Annotated in this window: 15 protein-coding genes; 5 read left to right on the forward strand and 10 right to left on the reverse strand. The window is 70.2% G+C overall.

Annotated features, from left to right (window positions below):
• Positions 1–670 precede the first annotated feature (670 nt).
• Entirely contained in the window at positions 671–2,167 is a 1,497-nt protein-coding gene (locus tag OC490_RS37950; protein ID WP_262062593.1) for an MFS transporter, read from the reverse strand.
• A gap of 118 nt (positions 2,168–2,285) precedes the next feature.
• Here OC490_RS37950 and OC490_RS37955 point away from each other — a divergent pair, with 118 nt between their 5' ends.
• On the forward strand, positions 2,286–3,269 hold the full coding sequence (locus OC490_RS37955; RefSeq protein ID WP_262062594.1) for a helix-turn-helix transcriptional regulator: 984 nt from the start codon (positions 2,286–2,288) through the stop codon (positions 3,267–3,269).
• Between the two features lie 27 nt (positions 3,270–3,296).
• On the opposite strand, the gene OC490_RS37960 is transcribed toward OC490_RS37955, so the two are convergent.
• Together OC490_RS37960 and OC490_RS37965 are read right to left on the reverse strand one after the other, a co-directional pair.
• A complete protein-coding gene (locus OC490_RS37960) occupies positions 3,297–4,013 on the reverse strand; it encodes a TetR/AcrR family transcriptional regulator (protein ID WP_410099221.1) in 717 nt (238 codons plus the stop codon).
• A 470-nt stretch (positions 4,014–4,483) separates the two neighbouring features.
• Positions 4,484–5,482: an RNA polymerase sigma factor RpoD/SigA gene (locus tag OC490_RS37965; protein WP_262062595.1), complete on the reverse strand. Its 999-nt coding sequence runs from the start codon at positions 5,480–5,482 to the stop codon at positions 4,484–4,486.
• Positions 5,483–5,652: 170 nt separating this feature from the next.
• Between OC490_RS37965 and OC490_RS37970 the strand changes: the two genes are divergently transcribed.
• Positions 5,653–6,183, forward strand: coding sequence for a GNAT family N-acetyltransferase (locus tag OC490_RS37970; protein ID WP_262062596.1), 531 nt, complete (start codon positions 5,653–5,655; stop codon positions 6,181–6,183).
• 35 nt (positions 6,184–6,218) lie between these two features.
• Here the strand turns inward: OC490_RS37970 and OC490_RS37975 are convergent, their stop codons facing one another.
• Positions 6,219–7,022, reverse strand: coding sequence for a dioxygenase (locus tag OC490_RS37975; RefSeq protein WP_262062597.1), 804 nt, complete (start codon positions 7,020–7,022; stop codon positions 6,219–6,221).
• 135 nt (positions 7,023–7,157) lie between these two features.
• On the opposite strand from OC490_RS37975, the gene OC490_RS37980 reads away from it, so the two are divergent.
• Positions 7,158–7,685 carry a MarR family winged helix-turn-helix transcriptional regulator gene (locus OC490_RS37980; RefSeq protein ID WP_262062598.1) on the forward strand — a complete coding sequence of 176 codons (528 nt, stop codon included), beginning with the start codon at positions 7,158–7,160 and terminating at the stop codon, positions 7,683–7,685.
• A 112-nt stretch (positions 7,686–7,797) separates the two neighbouring features.
• Here the strand turns inward: OC490_RS37980 and OC490_RS37985 are convergent, their stop codons facing one another.
• Both OC490_RS37985 and OC490_RS37990 read right to left on the reverse strand, forming a co-directional pair.
• The gene (locus OC490_RS37985) at positions 7,798–9,360 is read right to left on the reverse strand and encodes an MFS transporter (RefSeq protein ID WP_262062599.1); all 1,563 of its coding nucleotides are present in this window, start codon (positions 9,358–9,360) and stop codon (positions 7,798–7,800) included.
• Between the two features lie 151 nt (positions 9,361–9,511).
• Positions 9,512–10,147 (reverse strand): TetR/AcrR family transcriptional regulator, encoded by a 636-nt coding sequence (locus tag OC490_RS37990; protein WP_410099227.1) that lies wholly within the window; start codon positions 10,145–10,147, stop codon positions 9,512–9,514.
• Positions 10,148–10,437: 290 nt separating this feature from the next.
• Between OC490_RS37990 and OC490_RS37995 the strand changes: the two genes are divergently transcribed.
• Both OC490_RS37995 and OC490_RS38000 read left to right on the forward strand, forming a co-directional pair.
• Positions 10,438–11,721: a M6 family metalloprotease domain-containing protein gene (locus OC490_RS37995; RefSeq protein ID WP_262062601.1), complete on the forward strand. Its 1,284-nt coding sequence runs from the start codon at positions 10,438–10,440 to the stop codon at positions 11,719–11,721.
• A 104-nt stretch (positions 11,722–11,825) separates the two neighbouring features.
• A complete protein-coding gene (locus OC490_RS38000; RefSeq protein ID WP_262062602.1) occupies positions 11,826–13,496 on the forward strand; it encodes an IclR family transcriptional regulator C-terminal domain-containing protein in 1,671 nt (556 codons plus the stop codon).
• Positions 13,497–13,571: 75 nt separating this feature from the next.
• Here OC490_RS38000 and OC490_RS38005 read toward each other — a convergent pair whose 3' ends face one another.
• The 4 genes from OC490_RS38005 to OC490_RS38020 all read right to left on the reverse strand — a co-directional run bounded on the left by OC490_RS38005 (position 13,572) and on the right by OC490_RS38020 (position 17,812).
• The gene (locus OC490_RS38005; RefSeq protein ID WP_262062603.1) at positions 13,572–14,846 is read right to left on the reverse strand and encodes an MFS transporter; all 1,275 of its coding nucleotides are present in this window, start codon (positions 14,844–14,846) and stop codon (positions 13,572–13,574) included.
• Positions 14,847–15,019: 173 nt separating this feature from the next.
• Entirely contained in the window at positions 15,020–16,036 is a 1,017-nt protein-coding gene (locus OC490_RS38010) for an SDR family oxidoreductase (RefSeq protein ID WP_262062604.1), read from the reverse strand.
• 10 nt (positions 16,037–16,046) lie between these two features.
• Positions 16,047–16,766 carry a DUF998 domain-containing protein gene (locus OC490_RS38015; protein WP_262062605.1) on the reverse strand — a complete coding sequence of 240 codons (720 nt, stop codon included), beginning with the start codon at positions 16,764–16,766 and terminating at the stop codon, positions 16,047–16,049.
• Entirely contained in the window at positions 16,763–17,812 is a 1,050-nt protein-coding gene (locus tag OC490_RS38020) for an aldo/keto reductase (RefSeq protein ID WP_262062606.1), read from the reverse strand. The genes OC490_RS38015 and OC490_RS38020 overlap by 4 nt, the downstream gene beginning before the upstream one ends.
• Between the last annotated feature and the right edge of the window lie 56 nt (positions 17,813–17,868).

Consider the following 17,868-nt stretch of genomic DNA (forward strand, 5'->3'; position numbering starts at 1 on the left):
CGACAGCGCACCTTTCCGCACGCGCCGTCGAGACATCCCGCCCGGCCGCGCGCTTTACCCCTTTTATGCACGCGCGAGCAAGACCGCCCCTATCCTCACCGGGGTGGGACGACTTCCCCACGTGACAGCAACCGATCAAGACCAAACAGATTCGGCCAAAGCACCCCCGCCCCGCCGACGCCCGATTCGGCCGACAGTACGCCCGCCGAATTAACCGGCCGACACCTCGGCAATTACTTTCCGAGAGGCAATCCAAGCCGACAGGAAATACGGCCAATCCGCGCCAGGAACGGATTCCCGTCCATGAATCAACGGTTCACCACAGCACATCACCAAATATCGACTAATGGATAAGGGCACGACCGTTCGGCCGCATCACCACGCCCCTCCCACCCTCACTCCCGCCCCATCTTTCACTCTGTCAGTTTTCTTGCGGGGCAGGCGAGTTGGGCGCCCGAGCCGCTCCGAAGCCGGAGTGTCCGGTCCAGATGCGGTGATTTCGCCACACAGCGTGTCGTTCGGTACCGAGTCCGCCGTCGGATCTGCCCGGCGTGCGCCTCCCCTCGCGCACCGGCGTACGCCAACTCCGACGGCTCGCGTCGAGCGCCCCGCCCCCGGTACGGCCTCGGGGCGGGGCGCTCGACTGCGGTGCGTCCGTCAGCGGATCGCATCAACTCCCTTCGGAGACAGCCCCCTTGGCCGTCCGCCCCGGCAGCGCGAACATCAGCAGGAAGATCAGGCCCATCACCGCGGCGACCCAACCCAGCGCGTTCTGGAAGGCGTTGACGAACGCCGGGCCCACCTCGGCCGGGGTCAGCCGGTCGCCGATCGAGCCGAAGAAGACCACCGACACCAGCCCGAGCCCCAGCGCGTTGCCCATCTGCTGCACGGTGTTGATGAGTCCGGACGCGGAACCCGCGTACTCGCGCGGCACCTCGGAGAGGATCGTGTCGGTCAGCGGGGCGAAGATCAGGCCCATGCCGGCGCCCATCACGACCAGCGGGAGCGCCATCTGCCAGGAGGCGATGGCCAGTTGGTACCGGTCGGACTCCCAGAGGTAGAGCAGCACGCCCGCCACCATCACCAGCGCACCGGCCTGGAGGACGTTGCGTCCGCCGACACGCGGGACCAGCTTCTGGACGGACATCCCGGCGGCCACCGAGCAGGCGATCGAGAACGGCACGCCGGTCAGCCCCGCCCGCAGCGGGCTCCAGCCGAGTCCGGTCTGCATGTACAGCGTCCAGACCAGGAAGAAGATGCCGAGTCCGACGCCGAAGACGGTCTGCACGGCGATGCCGGCCGCGAAGCTCTTCACCTTGAACAGGGAGAGTTCGACGAGCGGGGAACCGTCCTGCGCGGCCTTCCGCTTCTCGTACGCCACCAGTCCGCTGAAGACGCCGATCGAACCGGACATCGACACGAACCCCCAGGCGGGCCAGCCCAGTTCGTCGCCGCGGGTGAGGGGATACAGCAGCATGAGCAGCCCGAGGGTGACCAGGGCGACGCCGACGAGGTCCAGCTTCAGCGCGCGCGGCGCCTTCGACTCGGTGATGAAACGGCTGCCCAGGATCAGGCCCGCGATGCCGACGGGCAGGTTGATCAGGAAGATCGGGCGCCATTCGAGACCGAAGAGGTTCCACTCGGTGAGCAGGGCGCCGAGCAGCGGCCCGGAGACCGCGCCCAGGCCCACGATCGCGCCGAACAGCCCGAAGACCTTGCCGCGTTCGTGCGCCGGGAAGGTGGCGTGCACGATCGACAGCACCTGCGGCACCATCATCGCGGCCATCCCGCCCTGCAGGATGCGCGAGGCGACCAGCATCTCCGGGTTCGCGGCGAAGCCGCACAGGGCGGAGGCGAGCGTGAAGCCGCCGATCCCGAGCAGGAACAGCCGCTTGCGGCCGTAGATGTCGCCGAGCCGTCCGCCGGTGATGAGTCCGGCGGCGAAGGCGAGCGCGTAACCGGCCGTTATCCACTGGATCTGGCTGAAGGAGGCGCCGGCGTCCCGCTGGATCGACGGGATCGCGACATTGACGATCGTGACGTCGACGAGGTCCATGAAGGCCGCGGTCATCACGATCGCGAGGGCGAACCAGCGCCGCCGGTCGGCCGTACGTGCCGGTTCCGTCGAGACGGCCGGGCTGTCCGCAAGGAGTTCGGTGGAGGTCATGGCTTGAAGCTATGACGCCACTAGGTCAGATCGTGTCCTAGTTCTACGGCATCCTCGAACTCATGACGACGACGGTGACGACAGCGGCGACAACAGCGGTGACGACGACGGAGCACTCATGACCACGGACACTCCGGCCCGGCTCCTCCAGCTCCTCTCCCTCCTCCAGACGCCCCGCGAGTGGCCGGGCGGAGAGCTGGCCGACCGGCTCGGGGTCTCCCGTCGCACGGTCCGGCGGGACATCGACCGGCTCCGCGAACTGGGCTACCCGGTGCAGGCGACCCTGGGCGCCGACGGCGGCTACCGGCTGGTCGCGGGCAAGGCGATGCCGCCGCTCGTCCTCGACGACGAGGAGGCGGTGGCCATCGCGGTCGGCCTGCGGGCGGGCGCCGGGCACGCGGTCGAGGGCGTGGACGAGGCGTCCGTAAGGGCGCTGGCGAAGCTGGAACAGGTGCTCCCCGCGCGGCTACGGCACCGGGTCGCCACCCTCCAGGCCGCCACGACGGCGCTGACCAGTGGCGACGGGGCGAGCATCGCGCCCGAGACGCTGACCGTGATGGCCTCGACGGTGGCCGGGCACGAGCGGCTGCGGTTCGCGTACCGCGCGAAGGACGGCACCGAGTCGCGCCGGGTGACGGAGCCGTACCGACTCGTCTCGACCGGCCGGCGCTGGTACCTCGTGGCCTACGACCTCGACCGCGAGGACTGGCGGACGTTCCGGGTCGACCGGGTGAGCGAGCCGTTCGCGACGGGGGCGCGGTTCGCGCCGCGCGAGCTGCCCACCGGAAGTGCCGCGGAGTATCTGCGGCAGTCGATGTACCGGCAGCAGCGGGCCTACGAGTACACCGTGACCTTCGCCGCGCCCGCCGACGTCGTCGCCGCACGCGTCCCGGCCTGGATGGGCACACCCGAGCCGCTCGACGCGCACCGGTGCCGCCTGCGCGCCACGACCGGCGACGAGGTGCGCTGGCTGGCCGCCCGGCTGGCCCTGCTGGAGTTCGAGTTCACGGTCCAGGAGCCGGCGGAACTGGTGCGCTGCGTAAGGGAGTTGGGGGAACGGCTGAGCAGGGCGGCAGGGGGCGGGCCGGTACGGCACGAGTGAGGCGACCTCGCCCCGCTCCATGACGGCTCACCCCACCCCCCGAGCCGTCCCGATCTCCCCCCAGGGAAAGTCCCGCAGCGCCCGCAGGTTCCGCAGCGCCGACTCCGCCGGGCCGGTGAGTGTGCCCGGGTGTTCCTTTCCGGTGGCCCAGCCCTCGACCGCAGTCCGTACGGCGGCGCTCGCGACGGCGGCGGCGAAGCGCAGCTCCGGGGAGGTCGCGCTCGGGGCGCGGACGGCGAGGGTGGGGTCGCCGCTGGTGACACGTTCCAACAGGACCTCGCCCAGGGTCCGTTCCGACGCCTGGCAGACCTCCGCCCACACCTTCCGCAGGCCGGGGCTGGACTCCGCCATGCCGATCAGGGTGCGCGCCCAGGTCCACGAGTACGTGGAGACGCCCACCCCGGGGGTCAGTGTGTGGCGCACGCCGTGTTCCAGGGCCTCCGGCACCGACAGTGCGGGCGGGGCCGCGCGCACCGCGTCCGCCCAGCGCTGGGCGCCGGCCGCGTAGAGCGGGGCGACGGCCTCTTCCTTGGTGGCGAAGTAGCGGTAGAAGGTGCGCGGGGCGATACCGGCACGCTGGGCGATGTCCTCGGCGCGGGTGGCCCGCAGCCCGTGTCTGGCGAAGAGCCCGGCCGCCGCCCGGGCGATCTCCATCCGGGTCTCGGCCTTGCGCCGCTCGGTCAGCGAGAGCGGTGCGGAGGGAGAGGCTGGGCGGGAATCCGGTGCTGGGGTGGGGCTGCTCACACCGGCAGGCTATGCCGCTGTGGCACAATCTGCCATTCGGCGGGCCACCCCGGGGTTCAGGTACGGGGTGCCCCGCCATCCCAGCATGTCCGCACCTCGCCCGCGCCGCCCGCCCGTGAAAAGAGCCGGGCCCCGACGCCTGGGGGGACAGGCGCCGAAGCCCGGCTCGGGAAAGTCCCGGCGCCGGGGGGGGATTTGCGTCGGGACTTGGCTCAGTGGGGTCACGGAGCAGCGCCCTCAAGCCTCAACTCCTGGGCCCTGAAGTCTTGTTCCCCAGGCCCCACGGATTGAAGCGGCGTTGCACAGCCATGTTTGCGCGGTCTCGCGCCACCGGGCGTACGCGGCCGGGCGTGCACCCGGAGTCGTACGCGCCCCGGGGCTGCCGGGCCGCCGGACGGGGAGCCGGGAAGTCACGCCCCCGGCAACCCCTCCGGCGCCCCCGCCGGAGGGGTTGCTGCTCAGTGCCTGCCCTACGCCGCCGCGTCGAACCCGGTCTGGCTGGCCAGCTTCTTCAGTTCCAGCAGGGCGTGCTTCTCGATCTGGCGGATGCGCTCGCGCGTCAGGCCGTGCTCCTTGCCGACCTCGGTGAGCGTGCGCTCCCGGCCGTCCTCCATGCCGTACCGCATCTTGATGATGGAGGCCGTGCGCTGGTCGAGGCGGCCGATCAGGTCGTCCAGTTCCTCGCTGCGCAGCAGGGTCATGACGGACTGCTCGGGCGAGACCGCGGAGGTGTCCTCCAGGAGGTCACCGAACTGCGTGTCGCCGTCGTCGTCCACCGACATGTTCAGCGAGACCGGGTCGCGCGCCCAGTCCAGGACGTTCGTCACCCGCTCCGGCGTCGTGTCCAGCTCGGCGGCGATCTCCGCGTGCTCGGGCTCGCGGCCGTTCTTGCGGTTGAACTCGCGCTGCACGCGCCGGATCCGGCCCAGCTCCTCCACCAGGTGGACGGGGAGCCGGATGGTCCGGGACTGGTCGGCGATCGAGCGGGTGATGGCCTGACGGATCCACCAGGTCGCGTACGTCGAGAACTTGAAGCCCTTGCGGTAGTCGAACTTCTCGACCGCGCGGACCAGGCCCGCGTTGCCCTCCTGGATCAGGTCGAGCAGAGGCAGGCCGCTACGGGGGTAACGGCGGGCCACGGCCACGACCAGACGGAGGTTGGACCGGATGAAGACGTCCTTGGCACGCTCCCCTTCGGCGACCAGGGCCTCCAGCTCTTCGCGGGTGGCGTCCGCCTGGGACACCTCCTCGCCGTCGAGGACCTGGCGCGCGAACACGCCCGCTTCGATGGTCTGTGAAAGCTCGACTTCCTTGGCGGCGTCGAGCAGCGGTGTGCGCGCGATTTCGTCGAGATACATGCCGACCAGGTCGCGGTCGGCGATCTCGCCGCCATGGGCGCGAACACTGCGCGCCACGCCGGAGGTCTCGCCGGAGGCGGACTTACGACGGGCGACGGCACGGGTTGCCATGCGTGCTCCCTTGCGATGGTGGGTCAGCAGGTGTTCGTCGGATGCTTCGGCACTCTTCTCGTGTGCCCTGCATCTGATGGAAACAACGACTGGAATCCGGACAGAATTCCCGACCCACTCCCCTATTTTTCTGATCTTGCAGTACCCTGTCCGGCCACAAGGGAGGTCCGATGTCGTCGGAACGTACAGAGGTGCAGGTCAGGCCAGGAGTCGAGAGTGACCTCGACGCCCTCACCGACATCTACAACCACTACGTACGCGAGACCCCGATCACCTTCGACACCGCCGCCTTCTCGCCGGAGGAGCGCCGCCCTTGGCTGCTCTCCCACCCTGAAGACGGCCCATACCGGCTGAAGGTTGCCGTGGACGGGATCTTCCAAGGAAACTCACAGCGAATCCTCGGCTACGCCACATCCAGCCCTTACCGGGTGAAGCCCGCCTACTCGACCTCGGTCGAGGTCACGATCTACCTCGCCCCGGATGCCGGCGGGCGCGGTATCGGCACGCTGCTCTACAAGGCGCTGTTCGAGTCCCTGGAGACCGAGGACGTGCACCGGGCGTACGCGGGCATCGCACAGCCCAACGAAGCGTCCACGCGGCTGCATGAACGCTTCGGCTTCCGGTACATCGGCACCCACCGGGAGGTGGGCCGCAAGTTCGGCCGCTACTGGGATGTCGCCTGGTACGAGAAGGAGTTGTAGCTCCCGCAGGTCCTCGGTCTCAGGTTTTACGGCCGTCAGCCGAACTGCACCGACCGCTTCGCCATCCCCATCCAGAACCCGTCGATCACGGAGGGGTTCAGCGCCTCCGGCGCGTCCAGCTCACCGGCGGCCTCCGCCGCGCCCATGGTGACGAACAGCGGGGCGAAGTGCTCGGTGCGCGGGTGGGCGTAACGCCCGGCCGGTGCCTTGTGGAGGAAGTCGAGCAGGCCGTCCCAGTCCCGTGCCTCCAGCGCCCGCCTGCCCCAGTCGTCGAACTCGGAGGACCAGGTGGGCACTCCGCCGCCGGTGTGGCGCAGGGCGGCCAGGTTGTGGGTGAAGAAGCCGGAGCCGACGATCAGGACACCCTCGTCGCGCAGGGGTGCCAGCTTGCGGCCGATCTCCATCAGCTTCACCGGGTCGAGGGTCGGCATGGAGACCTGGAGGACCGGGATGTCGGCGGCCGGGAACATCTCGACGAGCGGGACGTACGCCCCGTGGTCGAGGCCGCGGTCGGGGACGTCCTGCACGGGGATGCCCGGGGCGCGCAGCAACTTCCGTACGGACTCGGCGAGTTCGGGTGCGCCCGGGGCGTCGTAGCGGACCTGGTAGTAGTGCTCGGGGAAGCCCCAGAAGTCGTAGACCAGGGGGACCGGGTCGGTGGCACCGAGGGCGAGGGGGGCCTCCTCCCAGTGCGCGGAGACCATGAGGATCGCCTTGGGGCGGGGGAGGTCGGCGGACCAGGCGGCGAGTTCGCCGGGCCAGATGGGGTCGTCCGCGAGGGGCGGCGCGCCGTGGCTGAGATAGAGGGCGGGCATGCGCTCCGGTGCGGCGGTGGACATGACGGTCACTCCCCAGGGTCGAACCATGATCGAACATGGCACTCGAACTCGATACTTGAACTCTCAAACTTCTTGTGCGCCAGCCTACGCCGCATTTGTTTAACCTTCAAGGAGAGCTCTCGTACAGTGGAGGGCATGAACACGGCACCCGCACCCGCTGACGCAGCGGCACCCGCTGACGAACCCCGCTGGCTCACCGCCGAGGAGCAGCGTGTCTGGCGCTTCTACATGCACGCCAGCACCCTCCTGGAGGACCATCTGGACCGTCAGCTCCAGCGGGACGCGGGCATGCCGCACATCTACTACGGCCTTCTCGTCCAGCTCGCCGATGCGCCCGGCCGCCGGCTGCGGATGACCGAGCTGGCCATGAACGCGAAGATCACCCGCTCCCGCCTCTCGCACGCGATCGCGCGGCTGGAGAAGAACGGGTGGGTGCGCCGCGAGGACTGCCCCTCCGACAAGCGCGGCCAGTTCGCGGTGCTGACCGACGCGGGGTACGAGGTGCTCAGCCGTACCGCCCCGGGCCATGTGACCGCCGTACGGCAGGCGTTGTTCGAGCGGCTGAGCCCGGAACAGCAGAAGTCCCTCGGCGAGATCATGGAGATCGTCGCCGAGGGACTTCAGCCGAACGAAGCGGGCGCGGATCTGCCCTGGCTCCGCTGAGCCGCTCAACTCAGGCGGAAACCAGGGCAGTTCCTGGGAGTCGTACGTACGGGGCGTCCCCTTCCCCGTACGTACGGATGGTGCGAAGGGGGTACGACCGGGTCGGGCGTCGTCAGTGGGCGACGACCGGGACCTTGAACTCGTCCTCGACGCCGTCACCGGAGGCGACCGGGTCGGAACCCTGCTTGCCCGCGTTGACGAGGACCGAGACGATCACCGCAGCCGTCACCAGCATGCCGACGGCGAACCAGATGGCGTTGGTGTAGCCGTGCACCTGGCCCTGCAGCGCGACGAGCTGCTGCTGGGTCTTGGACGTACCGGCACCGGCGATGTGGTCCTTGATGTACGCGGTCGTCGCGGAGGCGGCGATCGTGTTCAGCAGGGCCGTACCGATGGCGCCACCCACCTGCTGCGAGGTGTTGACCATCGCGGAGGCGACACCCGCGTCCCGGGGCTCGACGCCCAGGGTGGCCAGGGACATGGCCGGCATGAACGCCGTACCCATGCCGAGACCGAGCAGCAGCATCGCGGGCAGGATGATCGAGGCGTACGACGAGCCGATCTCCAGCTGCGTCATCAGGAGCATGCCGACCGCGGCGACCAGGAAGCCGGGGCCCATGAGCAGGCGGGCCGGCAGGCGGGTCATCAGGCGGGTGCCGATCTGGGTCGAGCCGACCATCATGCCGACGATCATCGGCATGAAGGCGAAGCCGGTCTTGATCGGCGAGAAGCCCTTCACGACCTGCAGGTAGTAGGTGAGGAAGAGGAACGTGCCGAACATCGCGATGATGGCGATGCCGAGCGAGAGGTAGATACCGCCGCGGTTGCGGTCGGTGACGACGCGCAGCGGCAGCAGCGGGGCCTTGACCTTCGCCTCGACGACGACGAACGAGACCAGCAGGACCGCCGACGCGATGAACAGCGCGATGGTCGAGGAGTCGCCCCAGCCGTTGGACTCGGCGCGGGTGAAGCCGTAGACGAGCGAGACCAGGCCGAGGGTGGAGAGCAGGACACCCGGGATGTCGAGCGGGTTGCGGTTGCGGCCGCCCTCCGGCTCACGGATGACGAAGTACGCGCCGAGCGCGGCCACGATGGCGAACGGGATGTTCACGAAGAACGTCCAGCGCCAGTCCAGGTACTCGGTCAGCACACCGCCGAGGATGAAGCCGACGGCGCCGCCGCCACCGGCGATCGCGCCGTAGATACCGAACGCCTTGGCGCGTTCCTTGGCGTCCGTGAACATCACGGCGAGCAGGGAGAGCGCGGCGGGCGCGAGCAGTGCGCCGAAGGCGCCCTGGAGGGCACGGGCGCCGAACATCATGGCGCCGGTGGTGGCCACGCCACCGAGGGCGGACGCGGCGGCGAAGCCGGTCAGACCGACGACGAAGGCGCGCTTGCGCCCCCACAGGTCGGCTATACGACCGCCGAAGAGCAGCAGACCGCCGAAGGCGAGGGCGTAGGCCGTGACGACCCACTGCCGGTTGCCGTCGGAGATGCCCAGGTCGGTCTGGGCGGACGGGAGGGCGATGTTCACGATGGTGGCGTCGAGCACGACCATCAGCTGGGCGAGCGCGATGAACGCGAGCGCTTTCCAGCGGTTGGCATGGGCTTCGTGCTCGGCGGCCTCGGAGGCCTTGTCGAGAGCGCCGGGGGCGCTTCGAGCTGTTTCAGACATGGTGGTACCCACTTCGGGACTTCGTGACGGAAAAATACGGAAGAAGGACGTGTTCGGGGACGGCTCGTCGACGAGTGACACTCTGCGGTCGCTACGACGACGAGAGCCGGTGCTTGTTGTTGAGACGGGCGTGACGCTCTGAACTAATCGGTCAGGGCTGCCGGAGATCCTCCATGGTCGCGGCCGTGCCGGGCAGGACCGAGCGGGCCGGGGCCCGTAGTCCGTCCAGGAACAGCTGCAGGTGTCGGTGTACGAAGCGGTCGGCGCTGAGGCAACCGGTGCCGGCCGGGGGCCTGCTGAGCTGGGCCACGGCGACCATCACATCGCCGACACCCACGTCCGTACGGAGCTGTCCGGACCGCCTGGCCCTGTCCATGACCTCGTCGATGAGCTGCTCGACCCGCTCCCGCGCGGCTTCCAGGTCCGGGTGGAACTGGTCGAACGTGCTGGAGATCATGGGGCACAGCGCGCTGATCCGCTCGTCGGCGGACACGTGCACGAAGCGCTCCAGAGCGGCGAAGGCGTCGCCGGTCTCGTTGAGCGCCTGCTCGGCGGCCTCCGACGTACGGTCCATGACCGAGACCACTACCTCGCGGACGAGGGCGTCGCGGTCGGGGAAGTTGCGGTAGAGCGTGGCGTTGCCGACGCCGGCCCGGCGGGCGATCTCGTCGAGCGGCACATCGGGGCCGAACTCGACGAACATCTCGCGGGCGGCGGTGACGATCCGCTCCCGGTTGCGCAAAGCGTCGGCGCGCGGCCGGGTCACCTTTCGCTGTACGGGGGTCATCGCGGTCGTCACGGTCGACTCCTTGACTTGCGGGTGGCGATCCGGGGAAGGACTCCCCGTTTCGCTCGGACACATGGCTAAACGGGGAAACGGTCCCCGGTTATTTCCCACTCAGCGGGACAATTCATGTGACCTGGGTCACACCTCGTTTGGCTCTTTCTTCGCCCTCGTCCCACCACAACCACACGGTCGGTCTCCTCCAGCGCGCGCCCTCGCACCGCACGACACAGGGTGATCGAAAGGGTGCAGCCGGAGACCGGCGGCTGCCGTGGCGCGAAGGGTCTCCCTGCATGCAGCCCAGCCGTCGGATACGCCCGCGCCGCGTGGCCGCCCTCGCGTCCGTGACCGTCCTGACCCTCGCGGTCAGCACCTCGGCCGGTACCGGACACCTCACCCCGGGCGCCATGACGGCGGCGGGCCCGGTCGCGCTCGCCCGCACCTCCGCACTCGGCGCCTGCATGATCAACGGCCCCCTCGACACCGAGATGTCCGAGGGCATCCCCACCCCGGGCGGCTACTCCCGTTCCACCGGCACGGTCCGCGCCCTGACCCTGATGGTCGACTTCTCCGACGCCCCCGGCCAGGGCACCGCCATGGACCGCTACCACGAGTTCTTCCCGCAGACCCAGGAGTGGTTCCGCACCAGCTCCTACGGCCGTCTCGACTACCGCCCCGAAGCCCCGGTCGACCACTGGCTCCGCATGCCCAAGCCCTTCAGGTCCTACGGCATAGAGCGCGGCGCGCCCTTCGACCCCGGGTACCGGCAGCTCGTCCAGGACATCGTGGCCGCGGCCGACCCGACCGTGGACTTCAGGTCGTACGACCTCCTGAACGTCCTGGTCACTCCGAACGCGGGCCCCTCCGCCCTGGACACGGTCCTGTCGGTGACGTTCGCCGGGAACACGGAGGCCCCGGTGGCCGACGGAGTCCCGGTCTCCAACGCCTCGTTCGTCTACTCCCGCCAGGACGACGGCTCCGGCTCCTACTCCCGCACCGGCTACCGCGTCCTGCCCCACGAGAACGGCCATGTCTTCGGCCTGCCCGACCTCTACACCCAGGAGGGCGGGGGCGCGGTCGGACACTGGGACATCATGAGCGAGGACTGGGGCGCCGACAACGACCTCCTGGGCTGGCACAAGTGGAAGCTCGGCTGGCTCGACCCGTCCCAGGTCAACTGCGCGCTGACCAGAGGCACTTCGGAGTACACGCTGACCCCGCTGGAGCGCCCGGGCGGCGACGGCACCCGGCTGGTCTTCGTCCCGCTCTCCCGGCGGACGGGCTATGCCCTGGAGTTGCGGACGCACGAGGGCAACGACGAGGCGGTGTGCCGACCCGGGGTCCTCATCTACAAGGTGGAGGCGGACGTGGACACCGGGATGGGCCCGGTGAAGGTCTACGACGCCCATCGCGACAGCGGCGGCTGCACCCGAAGTCCCAATGTCCACGCCGAGTTGTCGGACGCGCCGTTCACGGCGGGGGAATCGTTCAACGATCCGCGCAGGGGTGTACGGGTCGCGGTGACCGGGGCCGATGCGGCGGGGAATTACCGGGTGACGGTTACGCGGACGCGGTAGCGGTGCCGGGCGCGGGGGCGGGGACCCGGGTTGGGACGAGGCGCCGGGCTCCGGCCCCTACGGGCTTACCGTAGGGCTGCCGAGATCGCCGTACCGGAGAGCCGATGCCCGCTGAGACCACGTTGGACGACCGTGCCGGAGCCGTGCCCGTCGAGGCGGTCGCCCCGTTGATCCGCGGGGTCGCCGTGGTGCGTCAACTCACCGACGCAGGCGGCACGTTGAGCCTCAGCGCGCTGGAACGGGCCACCGGACTCGCCCGTTCCACCGTCGACCGGATCACCGCGACGCTCGCCCGCATGGGATACGTCCGTCTCGACGGCCGGGACACGGTTCTCACGCCTCGGATCATGGAACTGGGCAACGCCTACCTGGCCGCCCTGCGGCTGCCGTCCGTCCTGGACGCCCGCGCGGACGCCGTCGCCGACGAACTGGACGAGTCGGTGTCCCTCGCCGTCGCCGACCGGGACGGCATCCGCTTCATCCACCAGGCGACCCGCCGCCGCGCCATGTCCCTGAGCTTCCGCATCGGCGACCTGCTGCCGGCCGAACGCACCGCGCCGGGACCGCTGTTCGCGACGGAGTGGACGGAACGGGACTGGGCGCGCTGGCGCGAACGCCGGGCCGCGGACCCGGAGGACCGGGGCTTCCCGGCCGTACCCCCGCGGTCGCCTTCGTCCCCCGGACCGGACTTCGAACGCTCCGTGGTCCTGGCCCGCGAGAACGGCTGGGCACTGGACGACCAGCTGATCGAACCGGGCCTGGTGGCGGTGTCCGTACCGGTACGGGATCTCCGCACCGGCACCATCGCGTGCGTGGCGAGCGTGGTGAGCCACACCAGCCGCCATACGGCGGCGGAGTTGCGGACCACGCTGTTGCCGCGGCTGCGCCTGGCGGTCGAGGCGATGGAGGAGGACCTGCGCGCCGCACCCCGGTCGGACTCGGTGGCCGCGCCCTCGGGCCTGGCGACCTGGACGGGCGCGTCCAAGCAGGAACTGGGCCGGGAGTTCGTCGAGTCGCTGGCCCGCGGACTGACGGTCCTGACGGCCTTCGGCGAGGGCCGCGCCGAGCTGACCCTCACGGAGATCGCCCAGGCGACGGGCCTGGCCCGGGCGACCGCCCGCCGGGCGCTGATCACCTACGAACACCTCGGCCTGGTCGCCGCGTCCGGCGACCGCCGCTTCACCCTGACGCCCCGGGTGCTGTCGCTGGGCTTCCCGCCCCTCTCCCGTACGACCCTTCCCGACCTCGCCCTCCCCCACCTCACCGCCCTCGCCGCCCGCATCCACGAGTCGGCGTCCCTGGCGATCCTCGTGGGCGGCGACATCCAGTACACGGCCCGGGTCGCCACGAGCCGCGTGATGAGCGTGAACATCGCGATCGGCACCCGTTTCCCGGCGTACGCGACGGCACTGGGCCGCGTCCTCCTGTCCGACGCCCCGCCCGCGACGCTACGGCAGGCCCTGGCCGACCCGCGTCCCCTGACCCCGCGCACCCTGACGGACCCCGAGGCGCTCTCGGCGGCCCTGGAGCGGGTCAGGACCCAGGGATACGCCCTGGTGGACGAGGAGTTGGAGGCGGGCCTGCGCTCACTCGCCGTCCCGGTCCGCGACCGCACCGGCCGGGTGGTCGCCGCGCTGAACACGGCAACGCATGTGGCACGCCGGTCGGCCGAGGAGTACGTCGGGGACGTCCTGCCCGAGCTGCTGGCGACGGCGGGGCGGATCGAGGCGGATCTGCGGGTGGCGGGGCGGTTCACCCGGGTGACTGAGTCGTGACCTCGGGGGGTGGAGTCGTGACCTCGGGGGGTGGGGTCGCCGGGACCTGATGCCCGGAGGGAACCGGCGTGACGCCTACGCCCCGGCGGCCGGTTCGGTCAGACCGCGCAGCCGCACCACCCACACCACGATCGCGGCCAGGGTGATCGAGACGACGGCGGTGGCCATACCGGCCCGGATGCCGGCGGACACCGTGATGCCGCTCGCGACCAGGGCCCCGAGCGGGACGCCCAGGCCGGAGGAGAGCATGCGGCGGGTGGTGTTGACCCGGCCCTGGAGCTCGGCCGGGGTGACCTCCTGGGAGTAGGTCATCGTGTTCACCAGCACGACCAGATAGGCGGTTCCCCAGGCCGCCAGCGCGACCAGCGCGATCCGCCAGTCGGTGCTGAGCACCACCACGAGTCCGAGCAGCGCGCCGGCCGGCAGCACGAGGAGCAGCAGCGGAAAGGCGTCGTAGCGGCGCCGCAGCCGGGGCAGCAGCAGGGAGCCGCCGATGCCGCCGGCGCTCCACGCCATGTAGAGCAGGCCGATACGGCCGTCGGAGCCGTGGATGCCGAGGCCGCGGTCGGCGAAGACGACGAGCTGACCGACGATGGCTCCGCCGGAGAACGACTGGAGGGTGCCGACCACGGTCATGACCCGTAGCGTCGGATGCCCGGCCAGGAAGCGCAGCCCTTCACCGACGGACTCCCGGAACCCCGGTCGCCGACCCGAACCGGCAGTGCGGGCAGGGGAGTTGGCGACGGCCCTGAGGAACAGCGCAGAGCCGGCGAAGCTCAGGGCGTCGAGGGTGAGCGTGCCCACGGGATGGAACAGGGCCATGAGGACACCCGCGAGGCCGTTGCCGACGATACGGACGACGGTCTCGGCGCCGTAGAGCGCGCTGTTGGCGTCGGTGAGTCTGTCCTTGCCGACGACGGCCGGGACGAACCCGTACCCGCCCGCGTCGAAGAAGAGGGAGAGGCTGGAGCAGAGGAACGCGACCACGACGACGTGTCCCACGGTCAGCGCGTCCAGGGCCTGCGCGACCGGCACGGAGCCGAGGCACAGGGCGCTGAGACAGTCGGTCACGATCATCATCGTCCGCCGGTCCACCCGGTCGGCGACCGCGCCCGCGATCAGACCGAACGCCAGGTAGGGCAACGTCCCGGCCGCAGCGACCAGGGAGACCAGCAACGGCGACCGGCTCTGCTGGAACACCAGGACGGGCAGCGCGACGGTGGTGACGGCGGAGCCGAGTCCGGAGACGGCGCGGGACAGCCAGAAGTTCCGGAAACCTGGGATCCGTCGGAGGGGCGGGACGTGAGGGATGGGCGGGGTGGTGTCTGCGTCGGTGACGCTGTCGGTCATCTGTCGAACTCCATGACGAAGGACCGGCGGGCGCGGAGTGGGCCGTCGGTGCGGTGCGGGGTGCTGCGGGGTGCCGGAACCGGAGTGGGTTCAGGGCATGAAAAAGGGTCGACACCCGGTCCGGTTGGTTGGTGACCGGAGGTGTCGACCCGAAGGAACGAACTGGGGGGATTTTAGCAAGGATGGGCGAGGAGGCTCTCGGCGGTTTCCGTGATGGTGTCCTCGATAGGACGTGCCCGCCAGCCGAGGAGCTGCTCGGCCTTGGCGCTCGTGGCGTCCAGGTCCCGGCCCAACTGGTGCCTCAGCAGCCGCAGTTCCGGATTCACTGTGCCCAGGGCGCGGGCGAGCCACAGGGGCAGTTCACGGGTCGGGGCCTTCGCGGCCCGCTCGCCCAGGCGGTCGCGGAGAACGCGCGCGATCTCGACCATGCGCAGGCTGTGCCCGGCGATCGCGAGGAAGCGCTGGCCGGCGGCTTTCGGATCGGTCATCGCGCGCAGGTGCAGGTCCGCGACGTCGCGCACGTCGACGAATCCCATCCCGAAGGGCGGGCACGCGGGAACCCGTCCTTCGAGCATTCTGCGCACGAGACGCAGGGACGGTGGGTCGTCGGGGCCGAGCAGTGGTCCGAGGACCCCGACGGGATGCACCGCCGCCAGTTCCAGACCGCCGCCCTCTTCTTCGACGAACTGCCAGGCGGCACGCTCGGCAAGCGTCTTGGAGCGCTGGTAGGGCGGGATGTCGCTGTCGACGTCGGTCCAGTCCTCCTCGGTGAACGGGGTCGAGCGCGGCGGGTGTCCGATCCCGACGGCACCGAAGGCGCTCGTGAGGACGACCCGTCGCACCCCGGCGTCGCGGGCGGCGCGCAGCACCCGTACGACGCCCTCCCGTGCCGGGACCACCAGCTCGTCGTCGTTCGCCGGGGTGTGGCGCAGGGTCGGTGAGGCGACGTGAAGGACGTAGTCGCAGTCGGCGACGGCCTTGTCCCAGCCCTCGGGGTGTTCGAGGTCGGCGCGTACGACCGTGAGACGGTCGTCGTCGAACGGTGCCGCCGCCTGCAGCCAGGAGCGCAGGGCCGGCTCGCGCCGCAGGTCGCGGACGGTGGTGCGCACGGTGTGTCCGGCGTCGAGCAGCGCCAGGACGCACCAGCTCCCGATGAAGCCCGTCCCTCCGGTGACCAGTACTCGTGACATGTGGATCTCCTCAGCTCGCGAATCGTGCGTCAAGAGGGGGCAGCGGATGCGTCGTACGACGTCGCTGTACGGCGGCCACGCTGCTGCCGAGGAGGGCGTGGCCGATCATGATCGGGTAGATCACGGCGCGCTCGAACATGCCGACGTTCCACATCCAGCCGGTGAACACGTCGGCCATGAAGAGGGGGAACGCGATCAGTCCGGCGATGCCGAGCGCGATGCTCGCGATCGAACGGCTCCTGGTGAGACCGATGCGGGCTCCGCCGGCTCCGACGACGATCGCCATGATGTTGCCGGCGAGCATGACGCCCTGCGCGCCGACGGTGTGGAAGGCGATCAGGCCGTTGTCGACGTTCGCTTCGGAGCCCTGGAAGATGCCGACGAGTGAGACCCCGGCACCGGCGAGGACGGCGAGGATCACGATGACGACCGGGCGCGTGCCCTTGCGCGGGTCGAACACGAGGAACGCGCCGACGATCAGGAGGATGCCGTAGACCACCCAGCCGGTGTCCATGACGGCACCGAGCGGGGAGTTCGCGACCTGGCCGAACGCGGTCTGCGCCGGGCCGGTCAGGCCGAGGTGGCTGACCCAGTTGTACAGGGGCGAGTACGGCGGGTCCTGCCATGCGGCGGCGGTGACGAACTCGGCGAGCCAGGACACGAGCGGGCCGAGGAGGATGAGGAGCGCTCCGGCACGGGCGGCGGCGCCGGAGCGGACGATGGGGTTCATGCGAGGGCCATGCCCGGGACACGCTTGCGGATGGCCTCCAACTCGGCCTCGTCGGAGACGCCCTGCCAGTCGTACCGGGGTGTGTACGGGGCCTCCAGGGCGCGTACCTCGTCGTCGGTGAGCTCGACGTCGAGGGAGGCCACGGCGTCGTCGATCTGGCTGATCGAACCGGCGCCGACCAGGGGTGCGGTGACGACCGGTTGGTGGCACAGCCAGGCGAGCGCGATCTGCGCACGGCTCACGCCGCGGGTGTCGGCGATCTGTCCGACCGCGTCGACGATCGCGCGGTTGGAGGCCTCCTGCTCGGGCGAGTAGAGCAGGTCCGCGTACGCTCCGTCGGTCTCGGAGCGCGCCGTGGAGCGGGCGTCGTCCCAGCCCCGGGCGAGACGGCCGCGGGCCAGCGGCGACCAGACGACCGTGCCGACACCCTCGTCCAGGCACAGCGGGATCATCTCCCGCTCCTCCTCGCGGGCGAGCAGGTTGTAGTGGTCCTGCATCGACACGAACCGCGCCCAGCCGTGCTGCTTCTGCAGATGCAGCGCCTTCGCGAACTCCCAGGCGTGCATGGACGAGGCGCCGAGGTAGCGGACCTTGCCCGCCTTCACGAGGTCGCTGAGCGCCTCGAGCGTCTCCTCCCACGGGGTGGAGTGGTCGTTGCGGTGGATCTGGTAGAGGTCGATGTAGTCCGTGCCGAGGCGGCGCAGCGAGTGCTCGACCTCGGTCATGACCGCCTTGCGCGACAGCCCCCGTCCGTTCGGTCCCAGTCGCATCGGATGGCGCAGCTTCGTGGCGATCACCACGGCATCCCGGTCGGCGAAGTCCTTCAGCGCCCGGCCGAGGATCTCCTCACTGGAACCGTTGGAGTACAGGTTCGCGGTGTCGAAGAAGTTGATCCCCGCCTCCAGCGCGTGCTTGACGAGCGGGCGCGCGTCCTCCTCGCCCAGCGACCAGACGGGGTGCCCGCGGTCGGGCTCGCCGTAGGTCATCGCGCCGATCGCGATCGGGGACACGTCGAGGCCGGTCATGCCGAGCTTGATGTATCGCATGACGCTCCTTAAGATAAGTGGAGAGCTCTCCGAATACCGTAGTGGAGAGCTCTCCA

The organism is Streptomyces sp. STR69, from assembly GCF_024519455.1.
Taxonomy (GTDB): Bacteria; Actinomycetota; Actinomycetes; order Streptomycetales; family Streptomycetaceae; genus Streptomyces.

Excerpts from the sequence above, each read along its gene's own strand:
- OC490_RS37950 (WP_262062593.1), bottom strand. The coding sequence starts at position 2,167 with ATGACCTCCACCGAACTCCTTGCGGACAGCCCGGCCGTCTCGACGGAA.
- OC490_RS37955 (WP_262062594.1), top strand. The coding sequence starts at position 2,286 with ATGACCACGGACACTCCGGCCCGGCTCCTCCAGCTCCTCTCCCTCCTC.
- OC490_RS37965 (WP_262062595.1), bottom strand. The coding sequence starts at position 5,482 with ATGGCAACCCGTGCCGTCGCCCGTCGTAAGTCCGCCTCCGGCGAGACC.
- OC490_RS37970 (WP_262062596.1), top strand. The coding sequence starts at position 5,653 with ATGTCGTCGGAACGTACAGAGGTGCAGGTCAGGCCAGGAGTCGAGAGT.
- OC490_RS37975 (WP_262062597.1), bottom strand. The coding sequence starts at position 7,022 with ATGTCCACCGCCGCACCGGAGCGCATGCCCGCCCTCTATCTCAGCCAC.
- OC490_RS37980 (WP_262062598.1), top strand. The coding sequence starts at position 7,158 with ATGAACACGGCACCCGCACCCGCTGACGCAGCGGCACCCGCTGACGAA.
- OC490_RS37985 (WP_262062599.1), bottom strand. The coding sequence starts at position 9,360 with ATGTCTGAAACAGCTCGAAGCGCCCCCGGCGCTCTCGACAAGGCCTCC.
- OC490_RS37990 (WP_410099227.1), bottom strand. The coding sequence starts at position 10,147 with ATGACCCCCGTACAGCGAAAGGTGACCCGGCCGCGCGCCGACGCTTTG.
- OC490_RS37995 (WP_262062601.1), top strand. The coding sequence starts at position 10,438 with ATGCAGCCCAGCCGTCGGATACGCCCGCGCCGCGTGGCCGCCCTCGCG.
- OC490_RS38000 (WP_262062602.1), top strand. The coding sequence starts at position 11,826 with ATGCCCGCTGAGACCACGTTGGACGACCGTGCCGGAGCCGTGCCCGTC.
- OC490_RS38005 (WP_262062603.1), bottom strand. The coding sequence starts at position 14,846 with ATGACCGACAGCGTCACCGACGCAGACACCACCCCGCCCATCCCTCAC.
- OC490_RS38010 (WP_262062604.1), bottom strand. The coding sequence starts at position 16,036 with ATGTCACGAGTACTGGTCACCGGAGGGACGGGCTTCATCGGGAGCTGG.
- OC490_RS38015 (WP_262062605.1), bottom strand. The coding sequence starts at position 16,766 with ATGAACCCCATCGTCCGCTCCGGCGCCGCCGCCCGTGCCGGAGCGCTC.
- OC490_RS38020 (WP_262062606.1), bottom strand. The coding sequence starts at position 17,812 with ATGCGATACATCAAGCTCGGCATGACCGGCCTCGACGTGTCCCCGATC.